This window comes from Chitinilyticum piscinae (assembly GCF_015223195.1).
Taxonomy (GTDB): Bacteria; Pseudomonadota; Gammaproteobacteria; order Burkholderiales; family Chitinibacteraceae; genus Chitinilyticum; species Chitinilyticum piscinae.
Genome location: NZ_JADFUA010000005.1, coordinates 162,259 through 180,540, shown reverse-complemented (window position 1 = coordinate 180,540; position 18,282 = coordinate 162,259). Strand labels below are relative to the sequence as shown.

Sequence of the window (18,282 nt, the reverse complement as noted above, 5' to 3'; positions counted from 1 at the left end):
ATGATTCTTTGTTATAGAATCCGTCAGCCGGGATGCCATAGTCCGAAAGGATTATGTGGCCTGCTTGCTCTTTGTGTAGTGCCTCAGGCAAAGAACCGGCGCAATAGCAGCGGGCACAGCATGCCAGCAAGCAACATCAGTGAAGTAAACCCGGTCAGGCCCGCTGTGGCATGCACGTGACGCGCCAGTTCGATGCCCAGTGCATAGATCAGCATTGTCAGCATGCCCAGCGCCGCCGAGACGGCGCCCTTGCTGGCGTCGCTGGCGAACAGCACCAACCGGTAGAGCCCGGCCGAGGCAATGCCGCAGCCCAGCGCATAGATCGAGAGGCCGGCGACCAGCAAGGCGGTGTTCTCCGATGCCACCAGGCCGGCCAGCAGGGCGAAGGCCAGTCCGGCCAGCAGCGGCATGCAGGCCAGCCGGATCAGGCGTGCGACTGGCACACGGCTGACCAGCCAGGCCAGCAACAGGTTGCCGGCGATCAGCCCGCCGAATACCGGGATCTGCCACAGACCGAAATCCAGTGCGCTCAGGTGGCGATCATTCATGAGGATGACCGGGGATTGCCCCAGCCAGACCAGCAGCGGCAGCCCGGCCATGGCCAGCGCCAAGGTCCCTGCCAGAAAACGCGGATTGCCGAAAATGTGGCGATAGGTTTGCCAGAGCATTGCGATGCCCAGTGGCGTTTTCAGGCGCGGCGAGGTTTCCGGCATGGTGTGCCACAACCCGGCCAGCCCGATGGCCGCCACTGCCGCCATGATGACGAATACCCAGCGCCAGGGCGCGTACTCGATGACCAGCGCACCGGCGAGCGGTCCGATCAATGGGGAGATCAGGGCCACATTGGCCATCAGCGCCGTCACACGGATGGCCGTGACTTCATCGAAGGCTTCCTGGATGGCGGCATAGCCCACGGCAGCCAGAAAGCACAGACCGAAGCCCTGGATGACGCGCAGGATCAGAAAGCTGGTCATGCTGTTGCTGACCAGAATGGCCAGGCAGCTGGCTATGAACAGCAACACGCCGGTGAGCAGCACCGGGCGGCGGCCGATGCGATCAGAAAGCGGCCCCAGCAGCCACTGCAGCATCATGCCCCCCGCCAGGTAGGCCGACATGCCGCTGGGCGCCAGATGCTCGGAGGCGCCGAATTCGCGCACCACGGCCGGCATGCCGGGCAGGATCATGTCGTTGCCGATGTAGGTGGCGAATTCGAAGATCACCAGCGCGGCAGGAAAGAGCAGGGCGGCGAAGGAGAGCCGAGAATGGGGTTTGCTGTTCATCGCCCGCAGTATGCCAGCTGCGTTAGGGCGCGACGATGTAAAAAAGCCCGTGCAGGGCACGGGCTTTCTGTTTATATCACGGGTATTGCCTTGGTGGCTTTCAATGACAATGTTTGCATGACAATACCTGTTTGGGTTTAGAGGACGTCCGCCGCATAATCCGCCAGACGGGAGCGCTCGCCGCGCGTGAGCGTGATATGGCCGGAGTGTTCCCAGAACTTGAAGCGGTCCACCACGAAGGTCAGACCCGACGAGCCTTCGGTCAGGTAGGGCGTGTCGATCTGGCTGATGTTGCCGAGACACACCACCTTGGTGCCGGGGCCGGCGCGGGTGATCAGCGTTTTCATCTGCTTGGGTGTCAGGTTCTGCGCTTCGTCGATGATCAGGAACTTGTTGAGGAACGTACGCCCGCGCATGAAGTTCAGCGATTTCACCTTGATGCGGCTGCGGATCAGGTCGCGCGTGGCGGCACGGCCCCAGTCACCGGCCTCACTGTCGGTCTTGTTGAGGACATCCAGGTTGTCTTCCAGCGCACCCATCCACGGCAGCATCTTTTCTTCCTCGGTGCCGGGCAGGAAACCGATGTCCTCGCCGACCGGCACGGTGACGCGGGTCATGATGATTTCGCTGTAGATCTTCGATTCCAGCGTCTGTGTGAGCCCTGCCGCCAGTGTCAGCAGGGTCTTGCCGGTGCCGGCCTGGCCCAGCAGGGTGACGAAATCGACATCCGGGTTCATCAGCAGGTTGAGCGCGAAATTCTGCTCGCGATTGCGCGCGGTAATGCCCCAGATGGCGTTCTTGCTGTGGCTGTAGTCCTTCAGGCTCTCGATGGTGGCTGTCTTGCCGTCCACGGCAAGCACCCGCGCCTGCAAGGGTTGGTCCCCGTTCTGATAGAGCAGCTGGTTGGGGTGCAGATCGGGCACGTCGTTGCCCTTGATTTTCCAGTAGCTGCGCCCGCCTTCTTGCCAGCTCTGCAGATCCTTGCCGTTCTTTTCCCAGAAGTCCTGGCCGATCTCCAGCATGCCGGTGTAGAGCAGGTCGGAGTCTTCCAGCACCTTGTCGTTGAAATAGTCCTCGGCTGCCAGTCCCAGTGCGCGGGCCTTGATGCGCATATTGATGTCTTTCGACACCAGAATGACTTCGCGCTTGGGAAACATCTGCTGCAGATGGTGCACGACGCCGAGAATCTGGTTGTCGGCCTTGCCCATCGGCAATTGCGCCGGCAGCACGCTGGTGATGGCTTCGGTCTGCAGGAAGAGCGAGCCGCTGGCCTGGCCACGGCTGGCTTCTTCCAGCGGCACACCGTCGTGCAGCGTATGCTCCTTGCCGGCGATCAGCTCTTCCATGAAGCGGCTGGCCTGACGGGCGTTGCGGGCGACTTCGCTGGTGCCCTTCTTGTTGCTGTCCAGTTCTTCCAGCGTCATCATCGGCAGGAAGATGTCGTGCTCCTGGAAGCGGTAGATCGACGTCGGGTCGTGCATCAGCACATTGGTGTCCAGCACGAAAAACTTGGTGTTCGCAGGGGTCTTGCGCTTGCGGCTAGCCATGACAGTCTCCTTGATGCTGCTGGGTGTGCGGGACAAAAAAGGGCGACTAGTGTCGCCCCTGATTCACTGCATTGCCTGGACAAACGCCAGGACTTCTTCGGCATGGCCCGGCACCTTCACGCCGCGCCACTCCTTCACGATCTTGCCCTCCTTGTTGAGTACGAAGGTACTGCGCTCGATGCCGCGCACCTGCTTGCCGTACATCATCTTCTGCTTCATCACGCCGAAGGCTTCACAGAGTGCTTCTTCCGGATCGCTGATCAGCTCGAAGGGATAATTCTGCTTGGCCTTGAAGTTTTCGTGCGATTTCAGCGAATCGCGCGAAACGCCGAATACGACGCAGTTGGCCGCACGGAAAGCCTCATGGCGATCGCGGAAATCACCGCCTTCGGTGGTGCAGCCGGGAGTGCTGTCCTTGGGATAGAAATACAGCACCACGTTCTGGCCGCGCAGTGCGGCTGCGTCGAACTGGCCGCCGCTGGTGGTGGCAAGCAAAATGGCCGGGCAGATGTCCGGTGTCATGAAACCTCCTTGGTTCTTGTTGTCCTGGCGGGAGCCCCTTGTCTTGATTGTCGGCAATACTCCTTGCTGCGGCAAGTGCGGGGCGGCCGGCAAGTGTTTACAATACGGCGGAACTTTTTACAGGGATGTGACAGCATGAGCATCAAGTCGGACAAGTGGATTCGCCGCATGGCCCAGGAACACGGGATGATCGAGCCATTCATTCCCGGCCAGATCAAGGAGCGCGACGGTGCGCGCATCGTGTCGTTCGGCACTTCCAGCTATGGATACGACATCCGGTGCGCGGACGAGTTCAAGGTGTTTACCAACCTCAACTCCACCATCGTCGACCCGAAAAACTTCGACGAAAACAGCTTTGTCGATGTCTCCGGCAAGGGCTACTGCATCATTCCGCCGAACTCGTTTGCACTGGCCCGGACGGTCGAGTATTTCCGCATTCCGCGCAATGTGCTGACCGTGTGCCTGGGCAAATCCACTTACGCACGCTGCGGCATCATCGTCAACGTCACCCCGTTCGAGCCCGAGTGGGAAGGCTATGTCACGCTGGAGTTTTCCAACACCACGCCGCTGCCGGCCAAGATCTACGCCGATGAAGGTGTGGCGCAGGTGCTGTTCTTCGAGGCGGATGAAGACGATGTCTGCGAAACCAGCTATCGCGATCGTGGCGGCAAGTATCAGGGCCAGGTCGGTGTCACGCTGCCCAAGACCTGAGCGCGAATTCCGCTTTCACTGCCAAGGCCGGTTTCCGGCCTTTGCCGTTTCTGCATGACAAGGAGTGTTGCATGAGCACCGAATTCAAACCGCTGGTGGCGGACATCAGCAAAAAGCTGCGCGAGTTCGTGAAGGAAATCCCCGATACCTACAACAGCTTCCAGGGCATGGCGCGCGCCACCCATGACGATGGTGCGCTGTCGAAAAAGCACAAGGAACTGATGGCGATGGCGATTGCCATTTCTGCCCGCTGCAACGGCTGTCTGGGCTTTCACGCGATGGCCTGCGTGAAGATGGGCGTGACGCGCGCCGAATTTCTCGAAATGCTGCAGGTGGCGATCTATATGGGGGGCGGCCCGAGCATGATGACCGCCGCCGAGGCCTTGCTGGCCTTTGAGGAATACGGTGGCGAAAAGGCTGCCTGAGGTGTCGGTTCTGCGGCAGGCCGGTGTTGCCGGTCTGCGCGCGGCAGCCACCCTGTGCGATACTGCCCGCGATCCTGAATGGATCAACCGTTCTGATTAACCGTTTTCACCCCACCTGTATCCATGTCCGCCGATTCGACTTTCTTTTTCCGTCTGCGCGCCCTGGGGGGCACTGGCTATCTGCTACTGGGCACCTGCATCCTGATGCTGCTGCTGGCACTGCTGCTGATTGCCGGGGTAACCACCGCGGCAATGGCCTTGCGCCAGCCGCCGCCGGTCTACCTGCCGCAGGAGCTGCCCTATCACAAGTCCATGCCGGAAACCCGCGCCGATGAGTTGCAGGAGGCACGCATGCGCTTCCAGCGCTTTTTCGGGCGCAAGCTGACCTTCAGCGGCTACAAGGCCCAGGCGGTTTGGGATGCGGTATGGGCCAGCTGCCCGGAAGCGGATTGCACGATTCCTCCGGCTGCCGGCGCGCGCCTGCTGTTGCCGTACGCCGGCAACCGGGCCATTTTCGAGCGGGATTACTGTGATTACGGCTTGCTGGTCGTCGAGCGTCAGCAGCTGGCCGGTGCCGCGCTGGCGCTGGGTGAAACCGGTTGCCGCATCGTTGACTATGCCGGCTACCAGCAGGGCGTGCAGGCCGTGGCCGAGCAGCGGCGCAGCGCGCAATTGCCACGGGTCATCTGGACGGCGGTCGCACTGCTCGCGGCTCTGGTGGTGCTGGTGCTGTGCTGGCGCAAGCTGCTGGACGAAATGTCCAAGCTTTGATTTGCCAGGTATTGCCCTGCAGACTTTGTTGATAAAGGGCTGCAGGGCGATACGTTGCCTTACTCTGCGGCCGGATCCTTGCTGGATTGCTCCAGAGAGGCTGGCGCATCGGCAACCAGCTTGTATTCCAGCGTGGCACGCAGGATACCGCGCAGGATATCCACTTCCTCCTGTTCCGGTGTCGCGCGCTGGTACAGCCGGCGCAGGCGCGGCATCAGGCGCTTGGGCGCATAGGGTTTGAGGAAGCCGATTTTCAGCAGTGTTTCTTCCAGCTTTTCGAAATACAGCTCCAGGTATTCATGGCTGGCCAGCGGGGCCTTCTTTTCCAGATACGACACATCATCGAGCAGCTGCGAGCGGATCTCGTAAGTCAACACTTGAACGGCCTGCGACAGATTCAGGCTGGAATAGTCCGGATTGGTCGGAATGGTGATCAGGCGGTTGCATTGGCGCACCTCGTCGATGGTCAGCCCGCTGGTTTCCGGACCGAACAGCAGTGCCACTTCGCCGCCGGAGTTGGCTTCCTGCAGCAGCTCCGGCACCAGCTGGCGCGGCGTCTGCAGGGGCTGGGTCAGCTCGCGGCGGCGCGCGGTCATGGCCACCTGCAGCGTGGTGCCGCGCAGTGCTTCTTCCACGCTGGAGCAGATCACGGCATTGTTGAGTACATCGTCGGCGCTGGAGGCGAGCGCCACGGCGACCTCGGAGGGGAATTCCTGCGGGTTGACCAGATACAGACGGGTCAACCCCATGGTTTTCATCGCCCGGGCGGTCGAGCCGATGTTGCCGGGGTGCGAGGTGTGCGAAAGCACCACGCGAAAATGCTTCAGACAATCCAGCCCGGGAGCTGCTGGCAGTTGGTCGGTTGATTCCACTTAGACAAGTTTCCAGTTTATTCAAAAGGCAAGGGCAGGTAGAATGGCGGCCAAATCCGTTCTTTCAAGTTGAAAATAGCCATGCATCCGATGCTGAACACCGCAGTGCGCGCCGCGCGCCGCGCTGCCGCCATTATCCAGCGTGCGTCCAACAATCTGGACACCATCACGCCCGAAAAGAAGGGACACAATGATTTTGTGTCCGAAGTTGACCGCGCAGCGGAAAACGCCATTATCGAAACCATCCTCGAGGCGTATCCGAGCCACGCGATTCTAGCAGAGGAGTCCGGTAGCCGCGGCAAATCGGATTACGTGTGGATCATCGACCCGCTCGATGGCACCACCAACTTCCTGCATGGCGTGCCGCAATACGCCGTCTCGATCGCGCTGGAGCACAAGGGCATCATCACCCAGGCGGTGATCTACGACCCGAACCGCAATGACCTGTTCACCGCCACCCGTGGCGTTGGCGCCTTCCTGAATGACCGCCGTATCCGCGTGTCCAAGGTGCGCGATCTGTCCGATGCACTGGTCGGTACCGGTTTCCCGTATACCCGTTTCGACAACCTCGAAACCTATCTGAACATCTTCCGCGACATGGCGCAGAAGGCCGGCGGCGTGCGCCGTCCGGGCGCGGCCTCGCTGGATCTGGCCTGGGTGGCCTGCGGCCGCTTCGACGGTTTCTTCGAATTCGACCTCAAGCCGCACGACATCGCTGCCGGTTCGCTGATCGTGCAGGAGGCCGGTGGCCTGGTGACCGATCTGAACGGCGAGGAGAAATTCATGGAATCCGGTGACATCCTCTGCGGAACGCCGAAAGTTTTCGGCCAGATGCTCCAGGTGATCCGCGGTCACCTGAAGTAATTCCCTCTGCACCGGCATGGCGAAGGCCCCCTGTTGCAGGGGGCCTTTTTCTTTGGCGGTTTCCGGCACGCCCGTAAGCTTCTGTCCCCATTCTTTCTGGCGTTGTTTTAATCCAACGCTGCGGCGGTCCGCCCGTGCGCCGCGACAGTCGGGCATCAGTCATGGCAAAACAGTACCGGGCAGGGTATCAGTCCATAGCCCTTGTCCCGTCTTGCATGGCGCCAGATAGCAGCCACGCAGCCCCTCTGATACGCCTTGTGCCGGGGTTGTCAATACACGGATAACACAATCGGAGTCGCTTGCGCCACCGCGCGAAACACCCTAGTATTTGTGTCAACCAAAAGGGAGTGACACAAGATATTGTGTTTCTTCACAAAATACTCACACAGTTATGCACAGCTGGAGAAACTTGCATGTACGCAACGCTTGAGAGCGCTTCCATCAGTCGTTCCGCTGCCGATCTGGCCGCACCGGTGAACTACACCGACTACAAGATCATCCGCCGCAACGGCTCGGTGGTGCCCTTCGAACCGTCCAAAATCTCCGTGGCGGTCACCAAGGCCTTTATCGCCGTACAGGGCAGCCATGCCGCTGCTTCGGCGGCCGTGCGCGAACAGGTTTCCCGTCTGACTGACGCCGTGGTGGGCGCGCTGATGCGCCGCAAGCCCGAAGGCGGCGCCATCCACATCGAAGACGTGCAGGATCAGGTCGAGCTGGCGCTGATGCGCTCCGGCGAGCACGACGTGGCGCGAGCCTATGTGTTGTATCGCGAGCAGCGTGCGCAGGAGCGCCACGCCAAGGGTGAAGACCTCGCGGCCGATGTCCACCACGCCATCAATGTGAAGCTCGCCAGCGGCGATTCCCGTCCGCTGGATCTGGGGCGCCTGAAGGCGCTGATCGCCTCGGCCTGCCAGGGCTTTGACGGCATCACCGACCAGCAGCTGATCCTGAACGAAACGCTGAAGAACCTCTACGACGGCGTGTCCGCCGACGAAGTCAGCAAGTCCGTGATTCTGGCTGCCCGCCAGCAGATCGAAAAAGATCCGGCCTACAGCCAGGTCACCGCGCGCCTGCTGCTCGATACCCTGCGCGCCGAAGTCCTGGGCGAAGAAGCCAGCCACGAAGACATGGCAAGCCGCTACGCCGAGTACTTCCCGAAATTCATCAAGAAGGGCATCGAGGCCGAGCTGCTTGACGAGAAACTGGCGCAATTCGATCTGGCCAAGCTGGGTGCGGCACTGGATCACACCCGCGACTACCAGTTCGGCTATCTGGGCCTGCAAACCCTGTTCGATCGCTACTTCCTGCACATCGACGGCACCCGCATCGAGCTGCCGCAAGCCTTCTTCATGCGTGTGGCCATGGGGCTGGCGCTGAACGAAATCGACCGCGAAGCCCGCGCGATCGAGTTCTACACCATCCTGTCGACCTTCGACTTCATGTCGTCCACGCCGACGCTGTTCAATTCCGGCACGCGCCGCAGCCAGCTCTCCAGCTGCTACCTGACTACCGTGGCCGACGATCTGGATGGCATCTACGAAGCACTGAAGGAAAACGCGCTGCTATCGAAATTTGCCGGCGGTCTGGGCAACGACTGGACGCCGGTGCGTGCACTGGGCAGCCACATCAAGGGTACCAACGGCAAGTCGCAGGGCATCGTTCCCTTCCTGAAGGTGGTGAACGACACGGCCGTGGCCGTCAACCAGGGCGGCAAGCGCAAGGGCGCTGTCTGCGCCTACCTGGAAACCTGGCACGCCGACATCGAGGAATTCCTCGAGCTGCGCAAGAATACCGGCGACGACCGCCGCCGCACGCACGACATGAACACCGCGAACTGGATTCCGGATCTGTTCATGCGCCGCGTGATGGAAGGGGCCGACTGGACCCTGTTCTCGCCTTCCGAGGCACCGGATCTGCACGATCTGTACGGCAAGGCTTTCGAAGAAGCCTATGTGCGCTACGAAGCCAAGGCAGCCCGTGGCGAAATGAAAGTGGTGAAGAAGATCCCGGCGCTGTCGCTGTGGCGCAAGATCCTCACCATGCTGTTCGAAACCGGCCACCCGTGGATCACCTTCAAGGACCCGTGCAACATTCGCAGCCCGCAACAGCACATGGGTGTGGTTCACAGCTCCAACCTGTGCACCGAGATCACGCTGAACACCAACGAGAACGAGATTGCCGTATGTAATCTGGGCTCGGTGAATCTGGCCAACCACCTCAAGCAGAACGCCGATGGCGCGCTGGAGCTGGATGGCGAAAAGATCGCCCGCACCGTGCGTGTGGCGATGCGCATGCTCGACAACGTCATCGACATCAACTTCTACCCGGTTCGCAAGGCGCGCAATTCCAACCTGCGCCACCGCCCGGTTGGTCTGGGCCTGATGGGCTTCCAGGACGCGCTGCACCAGCTGCGCATCCCGTATGCTTCTGATGCCGCAGTGGAATTTGCCGACACCTCGATGGAAACGCTGGCCTACCACGCCTACTGGGCCTCGACCGAGCTGGCCAAGGAACGCGGCACCTACGCCTCCTTCCGCGGTTCGCTGTGGGACAAGGGCGTGCTGCCGCACGATTCGCTCGATCTGCTGATGGAGGCCCGTGGCGGTTTCCTCGACGTGGATCGCACCGAGCGTCTGGACTGGAACGCGCTGCGTGAACGCATCAAGGAATACGGCATGCGCAACTCCAACTGCCTGGCGATTGCACCGACCGCGACGATTTCCAACATCGTCGGTGTGGATGCTTCGATCGAGCCGACCTACCAGAACCTGTTCGTGAAATCGAACCTGTCCGGCGAATTCACCGTCATCAACGAAAACCTGGTGCGTGACCTGAAGGCGCGCGGCCTGTGGGACGAAGTGATGGTCTCCGACCTGAAGTACTTCGACGGCTCGGTCCAGCGCATCGACCGCATTCCGGAAGACCTCAAGGCGCTGTACGCCACGGCCTTCGAAATGGATCCGAAGTGGCTGGTTGAAGCGGCCTCGCGCCGCCAGAAGTGGATCGATCAGGCGCAAAGCCTGAACATCTACATGGCTGGCGCCTCTGGCAAGCGTCTGGACGAGCTGTACAAGCTGGCGTGGGTGCGTGGCCTGAAAACCACCTACTACCTGCGCACGCTGGGCGCGTCCTCGGCCGAGAAATCGACTGGCCGTGGCGGCGAGCTGAATGCAGTGCCGGTGGATGGCGGGTATGCCGCTGCAGCTCCGGTTGCTGCTGCTCCTGTGGATAATACCCCGGCGACTGATGTGAAGTTCTGCTCGATCGACAACCCGGATTGCGAGGCTTGCCAGTAAGCAGGCGTAGGGCGTATTCGCCGCGCAAGCGGCAATACGCCGGATGAGGGCATATCAACGTGTGCGGCGTAATGCCTTTGGCGATTAGGCCCTACGCCGTAACGTGGTGCTCGAGTACGATTTGAACGGTCAACCTGCTGGCTGGATGGATTTTCGTAAGTAGGTTGGGGTGAGGTTAAGCGCCTTCGGCGCGTTGTTTTACACGCCGGTTCCGACCGCAGGGAGTCCCTGTGGGGCGCCCGGCGGACGGGAAGGGGGATTTGTTTCGGCAAATCCCCCTTCACCCCAAAGCCGAGCCCGGTCCGCCGGCCGCCTGCGGCGGCTACCCTGCGATGCTCGGTTTTTCGGGGAAGGAGGACAACTCGGGGCTGCGCCCCTCAGACACGTCCTCCTTCAGATCCCGAAAAACCTGCGCTTCTCGGCGGCTTCAGGGCGGGGCGTGCTCATGGGCGGTAGTGGTGGCTGTAGCTTGGGTTGAGTGCTGCGAAACCCAACGGATTTGGTAGCCGAGTAGGGGGCGCAAATCCCTTCGGGATTCCCACACCCTACGGTGTGTTGTTGGGTATATGGCTGCAGCCATTGTTTTTGATTGCTTGTAGCTTGATGGGTGTTGATGTATTGCTTTACTCGTCGTTTTCTGTGCCGCTGTGTCGGTGTGCTTAAAAAGGTTTTGCCATGACGAATGATCATCCGCTGGACCAGCTGATCCGCAAGCTGCCAAAAGCCGAGCTGCATCTGCACATCGAGGGTTCGCTGGAGCCGGAGATGATGTTCGCGCTGGCCGAGCGCAACGAGATTGTCCTGCCGTATGCCAGCGTCGAGGCGGTGCGGGCGGCGTACAACTTTACCGATCTGCAGTCCTTTCTCGATCTCTACTACGCCGGTGCCGGTGTGCTGCAAACCGAGCAGGACTTTTTTGATCTGACCTGGGCGTATCTGAAGCGCGCGCAGGCCGATCACATCGTCCACACCGAGATTTTCTTCGATCCGCAGACGCACACCGCGCGCGGGGTTGAATTCCTGACCGTGCTCGAAGGCATCCGCCGTGCGCTGGCGCTGGCGGAAAAGCAGTTCGGCATCACCTCCAAGCTGATCATGTGCTTTTTGCGCCACCTCAGTGAGGAAGACGGTTTTGCCACCCTGCAAGACGCGATGCCCTATCTGGATCGCATCGACGGCGTGGGGCTGGATTCGGGCGAGCGCGGCAACCCGCCGGAGAAATTCGCACGGCTGTTTGCGCGCTGTGCCGAGCTGGGCCTGCCGGCGGTGGCGCATGCCGGTGAGGAAGGCCCGGCGGACTACATCTGGCAGGCGCTGGATCTGCTGCATTCCCGCCGCATCGACCACGGCGTGCGCTGCACCGAAGACCCGGCGCTGGTCGCGCGCCTAGCCAGGGAGCAGATTCCGCTGACTGTGTGCCCGCTGTCCAACCTCAAGCTCTGCGTGGTGAACGACCTGGCCGAGCACAACCTGCGCGAGCTGCTGGCCGCCGGGCTGTGCGCGATGGTCAATTCCGACGACCCGGCGTATTTTGGTGGCTATCTGAATGACAATTTCATCGCCTGCCGCGACAAGCTGGCGCTGACGGCGCAGGACATCGTCCAGCTGGCCCGCAACAGCATCAGCGCCAGCTGGCTGCCCGCCGAGCAGCAGGCTTTCTGGCTGGCCGAGATTAGCCGCATAGCCCGGCAGGAAGGAGTCGCAGCATGATCCGCACGCTACTGGCACTCATCACGATCACCCTCTTGGTCGGCTGCGCCAGCATGCAGCCGCAGCTGGGCAGCAACGGCCAGCTGCAGCCCCCCGCCGGCATGGCCTATGCCATTGTCGGGGTGACCATGCACAGCTACGACGACATCAGCAGCGACCCCGATGCCGCGCTGGAGCTCATCGGCCCGGCCGGCCGCACCCAGATCTGGGCCAACACGGCCACTGCCGGCATTGTTGCCCCCGGTGACGCTCCCAACGGCAATGGCCGGCTCAGCGCCGTGGCGCTCGCGCCGGGCGACTACGTGGCCAGCCGCATGTACGGCAGCTGGCTGGTTGAAAGCGGCCTGTGGCGCCGCCGTGAAATGGTGACCGCCACCATCAACGCGCCGTTCAGCCTCAAGGCCGGCGAAGTGGTCTATCTGGGCGACGCCCACCTGAATCTGAATTTCCGCCCGTCCTACGAGCTGCACGCCGAGCGCGAGCGCGATTTTCACCATATGCAAACCCGCTGGGGTGTGACCGACACCAGCAATATCCGCATTGCCCCGCTGCAGGCACCGTCTGCCGCACAGTAAACCCGAACAACGATTAACCGAACCGATTATCCGGATACCCGAAGAAGGAATTAGCCATGTCGCTGAGCTTTGATGATGACGTGATCACCCCGTCCCGCCCGGCCGCTGCCGCCGCCCCGCAATCCGCCGCCGCGCCTGCCGCCCCGGCCATGACCAGCGTGTCCCACGCCGCCAGCGCCAACCGCGTGAACGCCGTCGACAAGAAGGTCATCAACGGCACCACCGACGTCAACCAGCTGGTGCCGTTCAAGCACAAGTGGGCGTGGGAAAAATACCTCGCCCAGTGCGCCAACCACTGGATGCCGCAGGAAGTGAACATGCAGCGCGACATCGAGCAGTGGAAGATGGGCGCACTCACGGAAGACGAAATGCGCATCGTGAAGCGCAACCTCGGCTTCTTCGTCACCGCCGACAGCCTGGCCGCCAACAACATCGTGCTCGGCACCTATCGCCAGATCACCAGCCCGGAATGCCGCCAGTTCCTGCTGCGCCAGGCCTTTGACGAAGCCATCCACACCCACGCCTACCAGTACATCGTCGAAAGCCTGGGTCTGGACGAAGGCGAAGTGTTCAATGCCTACAACGAAGTGAAATCGATCCGCGACAAGGACGAATTCCTCATCCCCTTCATCGACATCCTGTGCGATCCGGAATTCAAGACCGGCACACTGGAAGCGGATCAGCAGCTGCTGCGCTCCATCATCGTGTTCGCCTGCCTGATGGAAGGCCTGTTCTTCTACGTCGGCTTCGTGCAGATCCTCGCGCTGGGCCGCCAGAACAAGATGACCGGCGCCGCCGAGCAGTACCAGTACATCCTGCGTGACGAATCCATGCACTGCAATTTCGGCATCGACCTGATCAACACCATCAAGATGGAAAACCCGTTGCTGTGGACGGAAGACTTCAAGAATGAAATCTACGGCCTGTTCCAGAAGGCGGTGGAGCTGGAATACGCCTATGCGGAAGACACCATGCCGCGCGGCGTGCTGGGCCTGAATGCCAGCCAGTTCAAGGAATACCTGCGCTTCATCGCCAACCGCCGTCTGCAGCAGATTGGTCTGAACGAGCTCTTCCCCGGCGCGACCAACCCCTTCCCGTGGATGAGCGAGATGATTGATCTGAAGAAGGAAAAGAACTTCTTCGAGACTCGCGTCACCGAGTATCAAACTGGCGGGGCGTTGAGCTGGGATTAAGCGTAGGTTTCTAAATCAAAAAGGTCGCCGATGTGCGGCCTTTTTTTCTGAGGTTTCGAAAATGGGTGATGATTTTCAAGGTGAAGGATTCGTTTCTCACTTTACTAGCATGAATTCCTTGATTGAATTTATAATCCCAGATTGTCGAATTAGATTTAGTCCATTGTATAAACTGAACGACCCAAAGGAATCTAAGGGTGAGAGTTCGATGATGCTGTATTCTGGGGTTCCTGGTGATCCTTGGCGCCTTCCTGATAATTATGATGGGTTGTATATTGAGCATGAAAGAGCAAAGAGAAGTGGGATAAAAGTTGCCTGTTTTTCTATTGGTGTTGATGGCGCTTCATGCTGGAGGAAGCCGAGAATGTGGGCGCAATATGCAGGAAATTCGCGCGGCGCCTGTCTGATTTTTGATAAGAAAAAATTAGTTGATGTTGCGCGGAAAATTGAAGGTTTTGTTGGTGCGGAGCAAGTTTATTATAATGACTCGACGGCAGAAGGTCTTTGTTCGTTTACCAATATATCTTGCCCTCAGGGTGATTTCGATTTATATGAGTATGTATTTAATAAGCTTAGGGATGGTGGTGACAGGTTTCTTTTTTGTAAACATTTTGACTGGGCTTCTGAGAGTGAATTTCGGGTGGTTGTGTATCAAAAAACTGACGATTATTCCTATTTAAATATTTGTGATTCTTTGGTTGCAGTCGTTCTTGGGTGCGATGCTCCTGATATTTATGCTGATATTTTACTAGGCATGTGTAATGTTCCCATTCTTAAATGTGAATGGGATTCGGAGTTGCGTTGCTATAATCTTTGCGAATTGAGGCGCAATCGCCGCAGGCATTGCGCCGCATGAATTGAACCGCCGGATTATGTCCGGCGGTTTTGTTTTGTCTGTGTCTGCGGCACGGTGTTTTGATGCCGGTTCCGCTCCCAACTGGGACTTCCTGCGGTCGCCGGCGGACGTGTTCATTTCTTTTGCTTCGCCAAAAGAAACGAACCAAAGAAAAGGCGAGCCCGATCCGCCGCCCCGCTGCGCGGGGTGCCCTGCGATGCTCGTTGCGTCCAGCGGCGCGCCGCAACTCGGCCTTTGGCCTCAGACACTCGTCGCGCCGAAACCCTGGCCGCAACTGCGCTTCTCGGCGGCTTCAGGGCGGGGCGTGCTAATCGGCGGCGGTGGTGATTCGTAGGTCTGAAAAGCCAAGCCTCTTTCGATGATTCTAGCGATGGGTATACGGCTGTAGCCCTTTATCTTATTTGGCTTTGGCTTTATCACTGCATGGGTATGTCGTCATGCTTGTTAGGACAAGATGCCCTGGAGCCGCCGAGAAGCGCAGGTTTTCCGGGATCAGGTGCGGGACGTGTCTGAGGCCCGCAGGGCCGAGTTGTCTCGCGCCCCCGGAAAAGCGAGCATCGCAGGGCAGCCCGAAGGGCCGGCGGACCGGGCGCGCCTTGGGGGTGTCGGGGGGCTTGGCAAGACAAGCCCCCTGACGTGCCGCCGGGCACACCCGGCATCAAAACACCGCGCCGCAGGCGCATAAACCCATGCGTACGAATACGCTGCGCTATTCGTACCTACTTGCTGGATTGTTGGGTTTCGCTACGCTCAACCCAACCTACGATGGTGGGTATGCGACTGCAGCCCTTTAGATTATTTGGCTGTAGGCTTATCACTGAATGGGTATATTGTGCCGCTGCTTAGCACGCGATGCCCTCGCAGCCGCCGAGAAGCGCAGTTTTCCCCGAAGGGGGAGGATCAGGTGCGGGACGTGTTTGAGGCCCGCAGGGCCGAATTGTCTCGCGCCGCCGTGCGCGCGGCGGAACGCGCATGCAAACCCCGCGCCGCAGGCGCATAAAATCCAATGCACATGAATGAATCGCCGGATTGCCGGGCATGCCTTGCCTGGCCGAGCCGACCATGCATTAATGTGACTGGAATGATCAGGGGGGGCGCATGACCGACGAACTGCTGTTTTACTATGAGCGCACCCGCCGTCAGCAGGCGGCCGTGCTGGCGTTCAATATGCTGTTTCTGCCCGTGGTGCTGGGACTCTTGCTGCTGCTGGTCGACGACCCTGCAGCCTACCGGAAGTTCGTGACGGTGTTGCAGCCGCTGCTGATCGCTTGCGAGCTGGTGATGCTGGGCGTGCTGCTGTGGCTGCTGGCGCGCCCCGCAGCTTTTACGATCAGCCTGGGCCGTACACTGTTTTCCTCGCATCATCCGCAGTTCAAGGCGTGGTGTTTTGCGGTGCATCCGCAGGACATTGCCGAGATCAGCTATGGCAACCGCCGCAAGGGGCAGTCGGCCATTCGCATCGTCCTGAAGGACGGGCAGCAGCTGGCGCTGTGCCCGAACTTTGCCTTCAGCCATCGCAAGCTGTTTGCCGCCCTGCAACGAGCGAACCCGGCCATCCGCGTTCCCGATCCCTTCTGGCCGTTTGCCAGGCGGCGGGGATTGTGGGCAGGCAGCCAGTGCCGGTGTGCTGTCAAAAACCCAGTCCTTGGGCATTGCTTGCCGCGTTTTTGATGGGTATGTGGCTACAGGCCTTTTGAATGATGGCCTATAGCCATATCACGGCATGGGTATGGTGTATCGGGCCCACCTCGGGCGATCAGAATTCGCAGCCGAGCAGGTAGTATTTGTCCTCCTTTACCCCATCCCAGCCCTGGCTGACACTCAGGCGCATGTCGCTCAGCGGGCGGCCGTTCACGTCCCGCTCCTTGCTCGGGCGGCGCTGGCTGAAGCTGTACACCGGGTAATCCTTGTTGAACTCCTCAGTGGAGATATTCAGCTCACGGGCCTTGGCCATGATGTCGGCGGCCGGGTTCTTGCTGGGGATCAGCATCATCACCGCGCCACCACCGGCGTAGATCAGGTCACTAGTCATGCCGTTGGCGGTGACGGGTTTGGGCAGCCTGATGGCCGAGCGCATGGCCTGATGGCTTTTAACCAGCGGGTGATTGTCGCCCAGTGCGGGCAGGCCGCTGTCGGCATCGATTTTCATGTCGGCGGTGGTCGGGCGGCATTCCAGCAGGCGGACATAGCGGTCAAGGTCGACTTTGGGGGCAGCGTGGGCCGTGGCGGCGGCGCTGAACAGCAGGGTGGCGAGGAGGCGGGACATGGTGTGCGGATAGGCGGGTTGGAAACAGGGCGCCAATCATGCCGTGTGCGGCCAGGTCTGACAAGAAAGCTGGCTTTTGCTTGCCATTTGCTGTCGAGGTGGTGGGCTTGCCGGTCTGCCGCTTGCGGAGGGATGGCGCAGTCGCCAACGCACTCCGCACAGAGCGGCACGGCCGCTGGTCATGTCCAGCGGCCGTGGTGCGGGTGCAACGCTGACTTAGTAGCCGAGTACGCGCTTGCCGCCGCCGCCCAGGGCCGATTCCCACAGCAGTGGCGTGCTGCGGCAGCTGTCGCTGTTGCAGGCGCGGGCACTGAGGAAATTGCTGTTGCTCTGCGCCGGCAGCACGATGGAGGCAGAAACGCTGGCGCCGGTGTCACCACTCCAGCTCAGCAGCAGTGCCCCGTCGGCATACCGGCAGCTGCCATCGTCGTTGCGGACCTGCGCCTGCAGGGTTTCCAGCAGCGGCTTGGGCGGAATCGGGCGCGGCAGGCCGGTCAGGAACTGGTTGCCGCTGATGGAGGCAATCAGCTGGCCGTCGCGCAGGACTTCCAGTTTCTGCGGGGGCGTGTTGCTGCCATTGTCATTGCTCCAGCTGCTTTGTGCATTGACCTTGCACTGCGCATCGACGGTGTAGTTCACGGTCTCGAAGGAGGGCTTGCTCAGGTAATTCAGCCGCAGGCCGCTGTCGCCGGGGATGAGCTGCAGCTGGTAGCCGGCCGGCCGGGGCGCGGTGGCAGGTGCAACGCCAAGCAGGGTCCATGGCCCCCAGTCTTCGCCGGGCTGGTTGCCCTGGGTCCACCATTTGGCGCGATACAGGCTGGCGCGGAATACGGCTTCGTCACCGGTGTTGTAGACGCGGGTGCTGTCCCAGGCTTGCGGGCCGGTGCTGCCGTTGCTCTGTTGCTCCCAGGCACCGTAGGCGTTGCCGGGGGCTTCGTTCTGTGTCCACCATTTGGCCTTGTAAATCTGGCTGTTATAGCTGACCTGATCGCCGGCATTGTAAGTGCGGCTGCTTTCCCAGGCCGGTGCGACGCCAGCGGCTACCCGCTGCAGCTGCGCATCATCCAGGGCATTCAGCTGGGCGGCCGTACTGTAGATCACCCCGATACACCATTGCTGGCCGCTGTTGCTGGGTTCGCCCGGCCAGAACAGCTGGCCCAGGCCCGGGTAGGTTGGGCGAGGGGTACTGGCTCCCTGGAACTGGGTAAACGCTGGCTCCATGATCGGCATGGCTTCGCTGCCAGCCGGACGCGTCGGCAGTTGCGGGTAGGTGCCTGTGCACATGGCGGGGGTGGCGTGAGCGGTGAGCGCAACGAGTAAGGCCGGGATGCCGAGCAGCCCGTGCTTCAGTGTGGTTTTCATTCCTCGATCTTCCTTTTTATGTGATGTTGCCT

16 protein-coding genes are annotated in these 18,282 nt (G+C 60.6%); 10 read left to right on the top strand and 6 right to left on the bottom strand.

The genetic code is table 11. The features are described 5' to 3' along the window. Positions 1-83 precede the first annotated feature (83 nt). The 3 genes from INR99_RS10310 to INR99_RS10300 form a co-directional block, all read right to left on the bottom strand. Positions 84-1,280, bottom strand: a complete 1,197-nt coding sequence (locus INR99_RS10310) for an MFS transporter (protein ID WP_194116265.1) — start codon at positions 1,278-1,280, stop codon at positions 84-86. A gap of 137 nt (positions 1,281-1,417) precedes the next feature. Then, the gene (locus INR99_RS10305; protein ID WP_194116264.1) at positions 1,418-2,827 is read right to left on the bottom strand and encodes a PhoH family protein; all 1,410 of its coding nucleotides are present in this window, start codon (positions 2,825-2,827) and stop codon (positions 1,418-1,420) included. Positions 2,828-2,890: 63 nt separating this feature from the next. After that, the gene (locus INR99_RS10300) at positions 2,891-3,349 is read right to left on the bottom strand and encodes a peroxiredoxin (protein WP_194116263.1); all 459 of its coding nucleotides are present in this window, start codon (positions 3,347-3,349) and stop codon (positions 2,891-2,893) included. A gap of 135 nt (positions 3,350-3,484) precedes the next feature. On the opposite strand from INR99_RS10300, the gene dcd reads away from it, so the two are divergent. From dcd to INR99_RS10285, 3 genes are all read left to right on the top strand, one after another. Then, positions 3,485-4,060: a dCTP deaminase gene (gene dcd, locus INR99_RS10295; RefSeq protein ID WP_194116262.1), complete on the top strand. Its 576-nt coding sequence runs from the start codon at positions 3,485-3,487 to the stop codon at positions 4,058-4,060. A 71-nt stretch (positions 4,061-4,131) separates the two neighbouring features. Further along, positions 4,132-4,485 (top strand): carboxymuconolactone decarboxylase family protein, encoded by a 354-nt coding sequence (locus INR99_RS10290; protein ID WP_194116261.1) that lies wholly within the window; start codon positions 4,132-4,134, stop codon positions 4,483-4,485. A 123-nt stretch (positions 4,486-4,608) separates the two neighbouring features. Beyond that, positions 4,609-5,256, top strand: a complete 648-nt coding sequence (locus tag INR99_RS10285) for a hypothetical protein (protein ID WP_194116260.1) — start codon at positions 4,609-4,611, stop codon at positions 5,254-5,256. Positions 5,257-5,315: 59 nt separating this feature from the next. Here INR99_RS10285 and INR99_RS10280 read toward each other — a convergent pair whose 3' ends face one another. Further along, positions 5,316-6,128 (bottom strand): RNA methyltransferase, encoded by an 813-nt coding sequence (locus INR99_RS10280; protein WP_308431477.1) that lies wholly within the window; start codon positions 6,126-6,128, stop codon positions 5,316-5,318. Positions 6,129-6,209: 81 nt separating this feature from the next. Between INR99_RS10280 and INR99_RS10275 the strand changes: the two genes are divergently transcribed. The 7 genes from INR99_RS10275 to INR99_RS10245 all read left to right on the top strand — a co-directional run bounded on the left by INR99_RS10275 (position 6,210) and on the right by INR99_RS10245 (position 16,293). Beyond that, entirely contained in the window at positions 6,210-6,992 is a 783-nt protein-coding gene (locus tag INR99_RS10275) for an inositol monophosphatase family protein (protein ID WP_194116259.1), read from the top strand. A gap of 413 nt (positions 6,993-7,405) precedes the next feature. Further along, positions 7,406-10,288 carry a ribonucleoside-diphosphate reductase subunit alpha gene (locus tag INR99_RS10270; protein WP_194116258.1) on the top strand — a complete coding sequence of 961 codons (2,883 nt, stop codon included), beginning with the start codon at positions 7,406-7,408 and terminating at the stop codon, positions 10,286-10,288. Between the two features lie 675 nt (positions 10,289-10,963). Next, positions 10,964-11,998 (top strand): adenosine deaminase, encoded by a 1,035-nt coding sequence (locus INR99_RS10265; RefSeq protein ID WP_194116257.1) that lies wholly within the window; start codon positions 10,964-10,966, stop codon positions 11,996-11,998. Beyond that, the gene (locus tag INR99_RS10260) at positions 11,995-12,573 is read left to right on the top strand and encodes a hypothetical protein (protein ID WP_194116256.1); all 579 of its coding nucleotides are present in this window, start codon (positions 11,995-11,997) and stop codon (positions 12,571-12,573) included. Before INR99_RS10265 ends, INR99_RS10260 begins: the two co-directional genes overlap by 4 nt. Before the next feature lie 56 nt (positions 12,574-12,629). Next, positions 12,630-13,766, top strand: a complete 1,137-nt coding sequence (locus INR99_RS10255; protein WP_194116255.1) for a ribonucleotide-diphosphate reductase subunit beta — start codon at positions 12,630-12,632, stop codon at positions 13,764-13,766. Positions 13,767-13,827: 61 nt separating this feature from the next. Beyond that, a complete protein-coding gene (locus INR99_RS10250) occupies positions 13,828-14,622 on the top strand; it encodes a DUF2971 domain-containing protein (protein WP_194116254.1) in 795 nt (264 codons plus the stop codon). A gap of 1,098 nt (positions 14,623-15,720) precedes the next feature. Continuing rightward, positions 15,721-16,293, top strand: coding sequence for a hypothetical protein (locus INR99_RS10245; protein WP_194116253.1), 573 nt, complete (start codon positions 15,721-15,723; stop codon positions 16,291-16,293). A gap of 85 nt (positions 16,294-16,378) precedes the next feature. Here the strand turns inward: INR99_RS10245 and INR99_RS10240 are convergent, their stop codons facing one another. After that, positions 16,379-16,888 carry a hypothetical protein gene (locus INR99_RS10240; RefSeq protein WP_194116252.1) on the bottom strand — a complete coding sequence of 170 codons (510 nt, stop codon included), beginning with the start codon at positions 16,886-16,888 and terminating at the stop codon, positions 16,379-16,381. Between the two features lie 216 nt (positions 16,889-17,104). After that, on the bottom strand, positions 17,105-18,250 hold the full coding sequence (locus tag INR99_RS10235) for a carbohydrate-binding protein (protein ID WP_194116251.1): 1,146 nt from the start codon (positions 18,248-18,250) through the stop codon (positions 17,105-17,107). Positions 18,251-18,282: the final 32 nt, after the last annotated feature.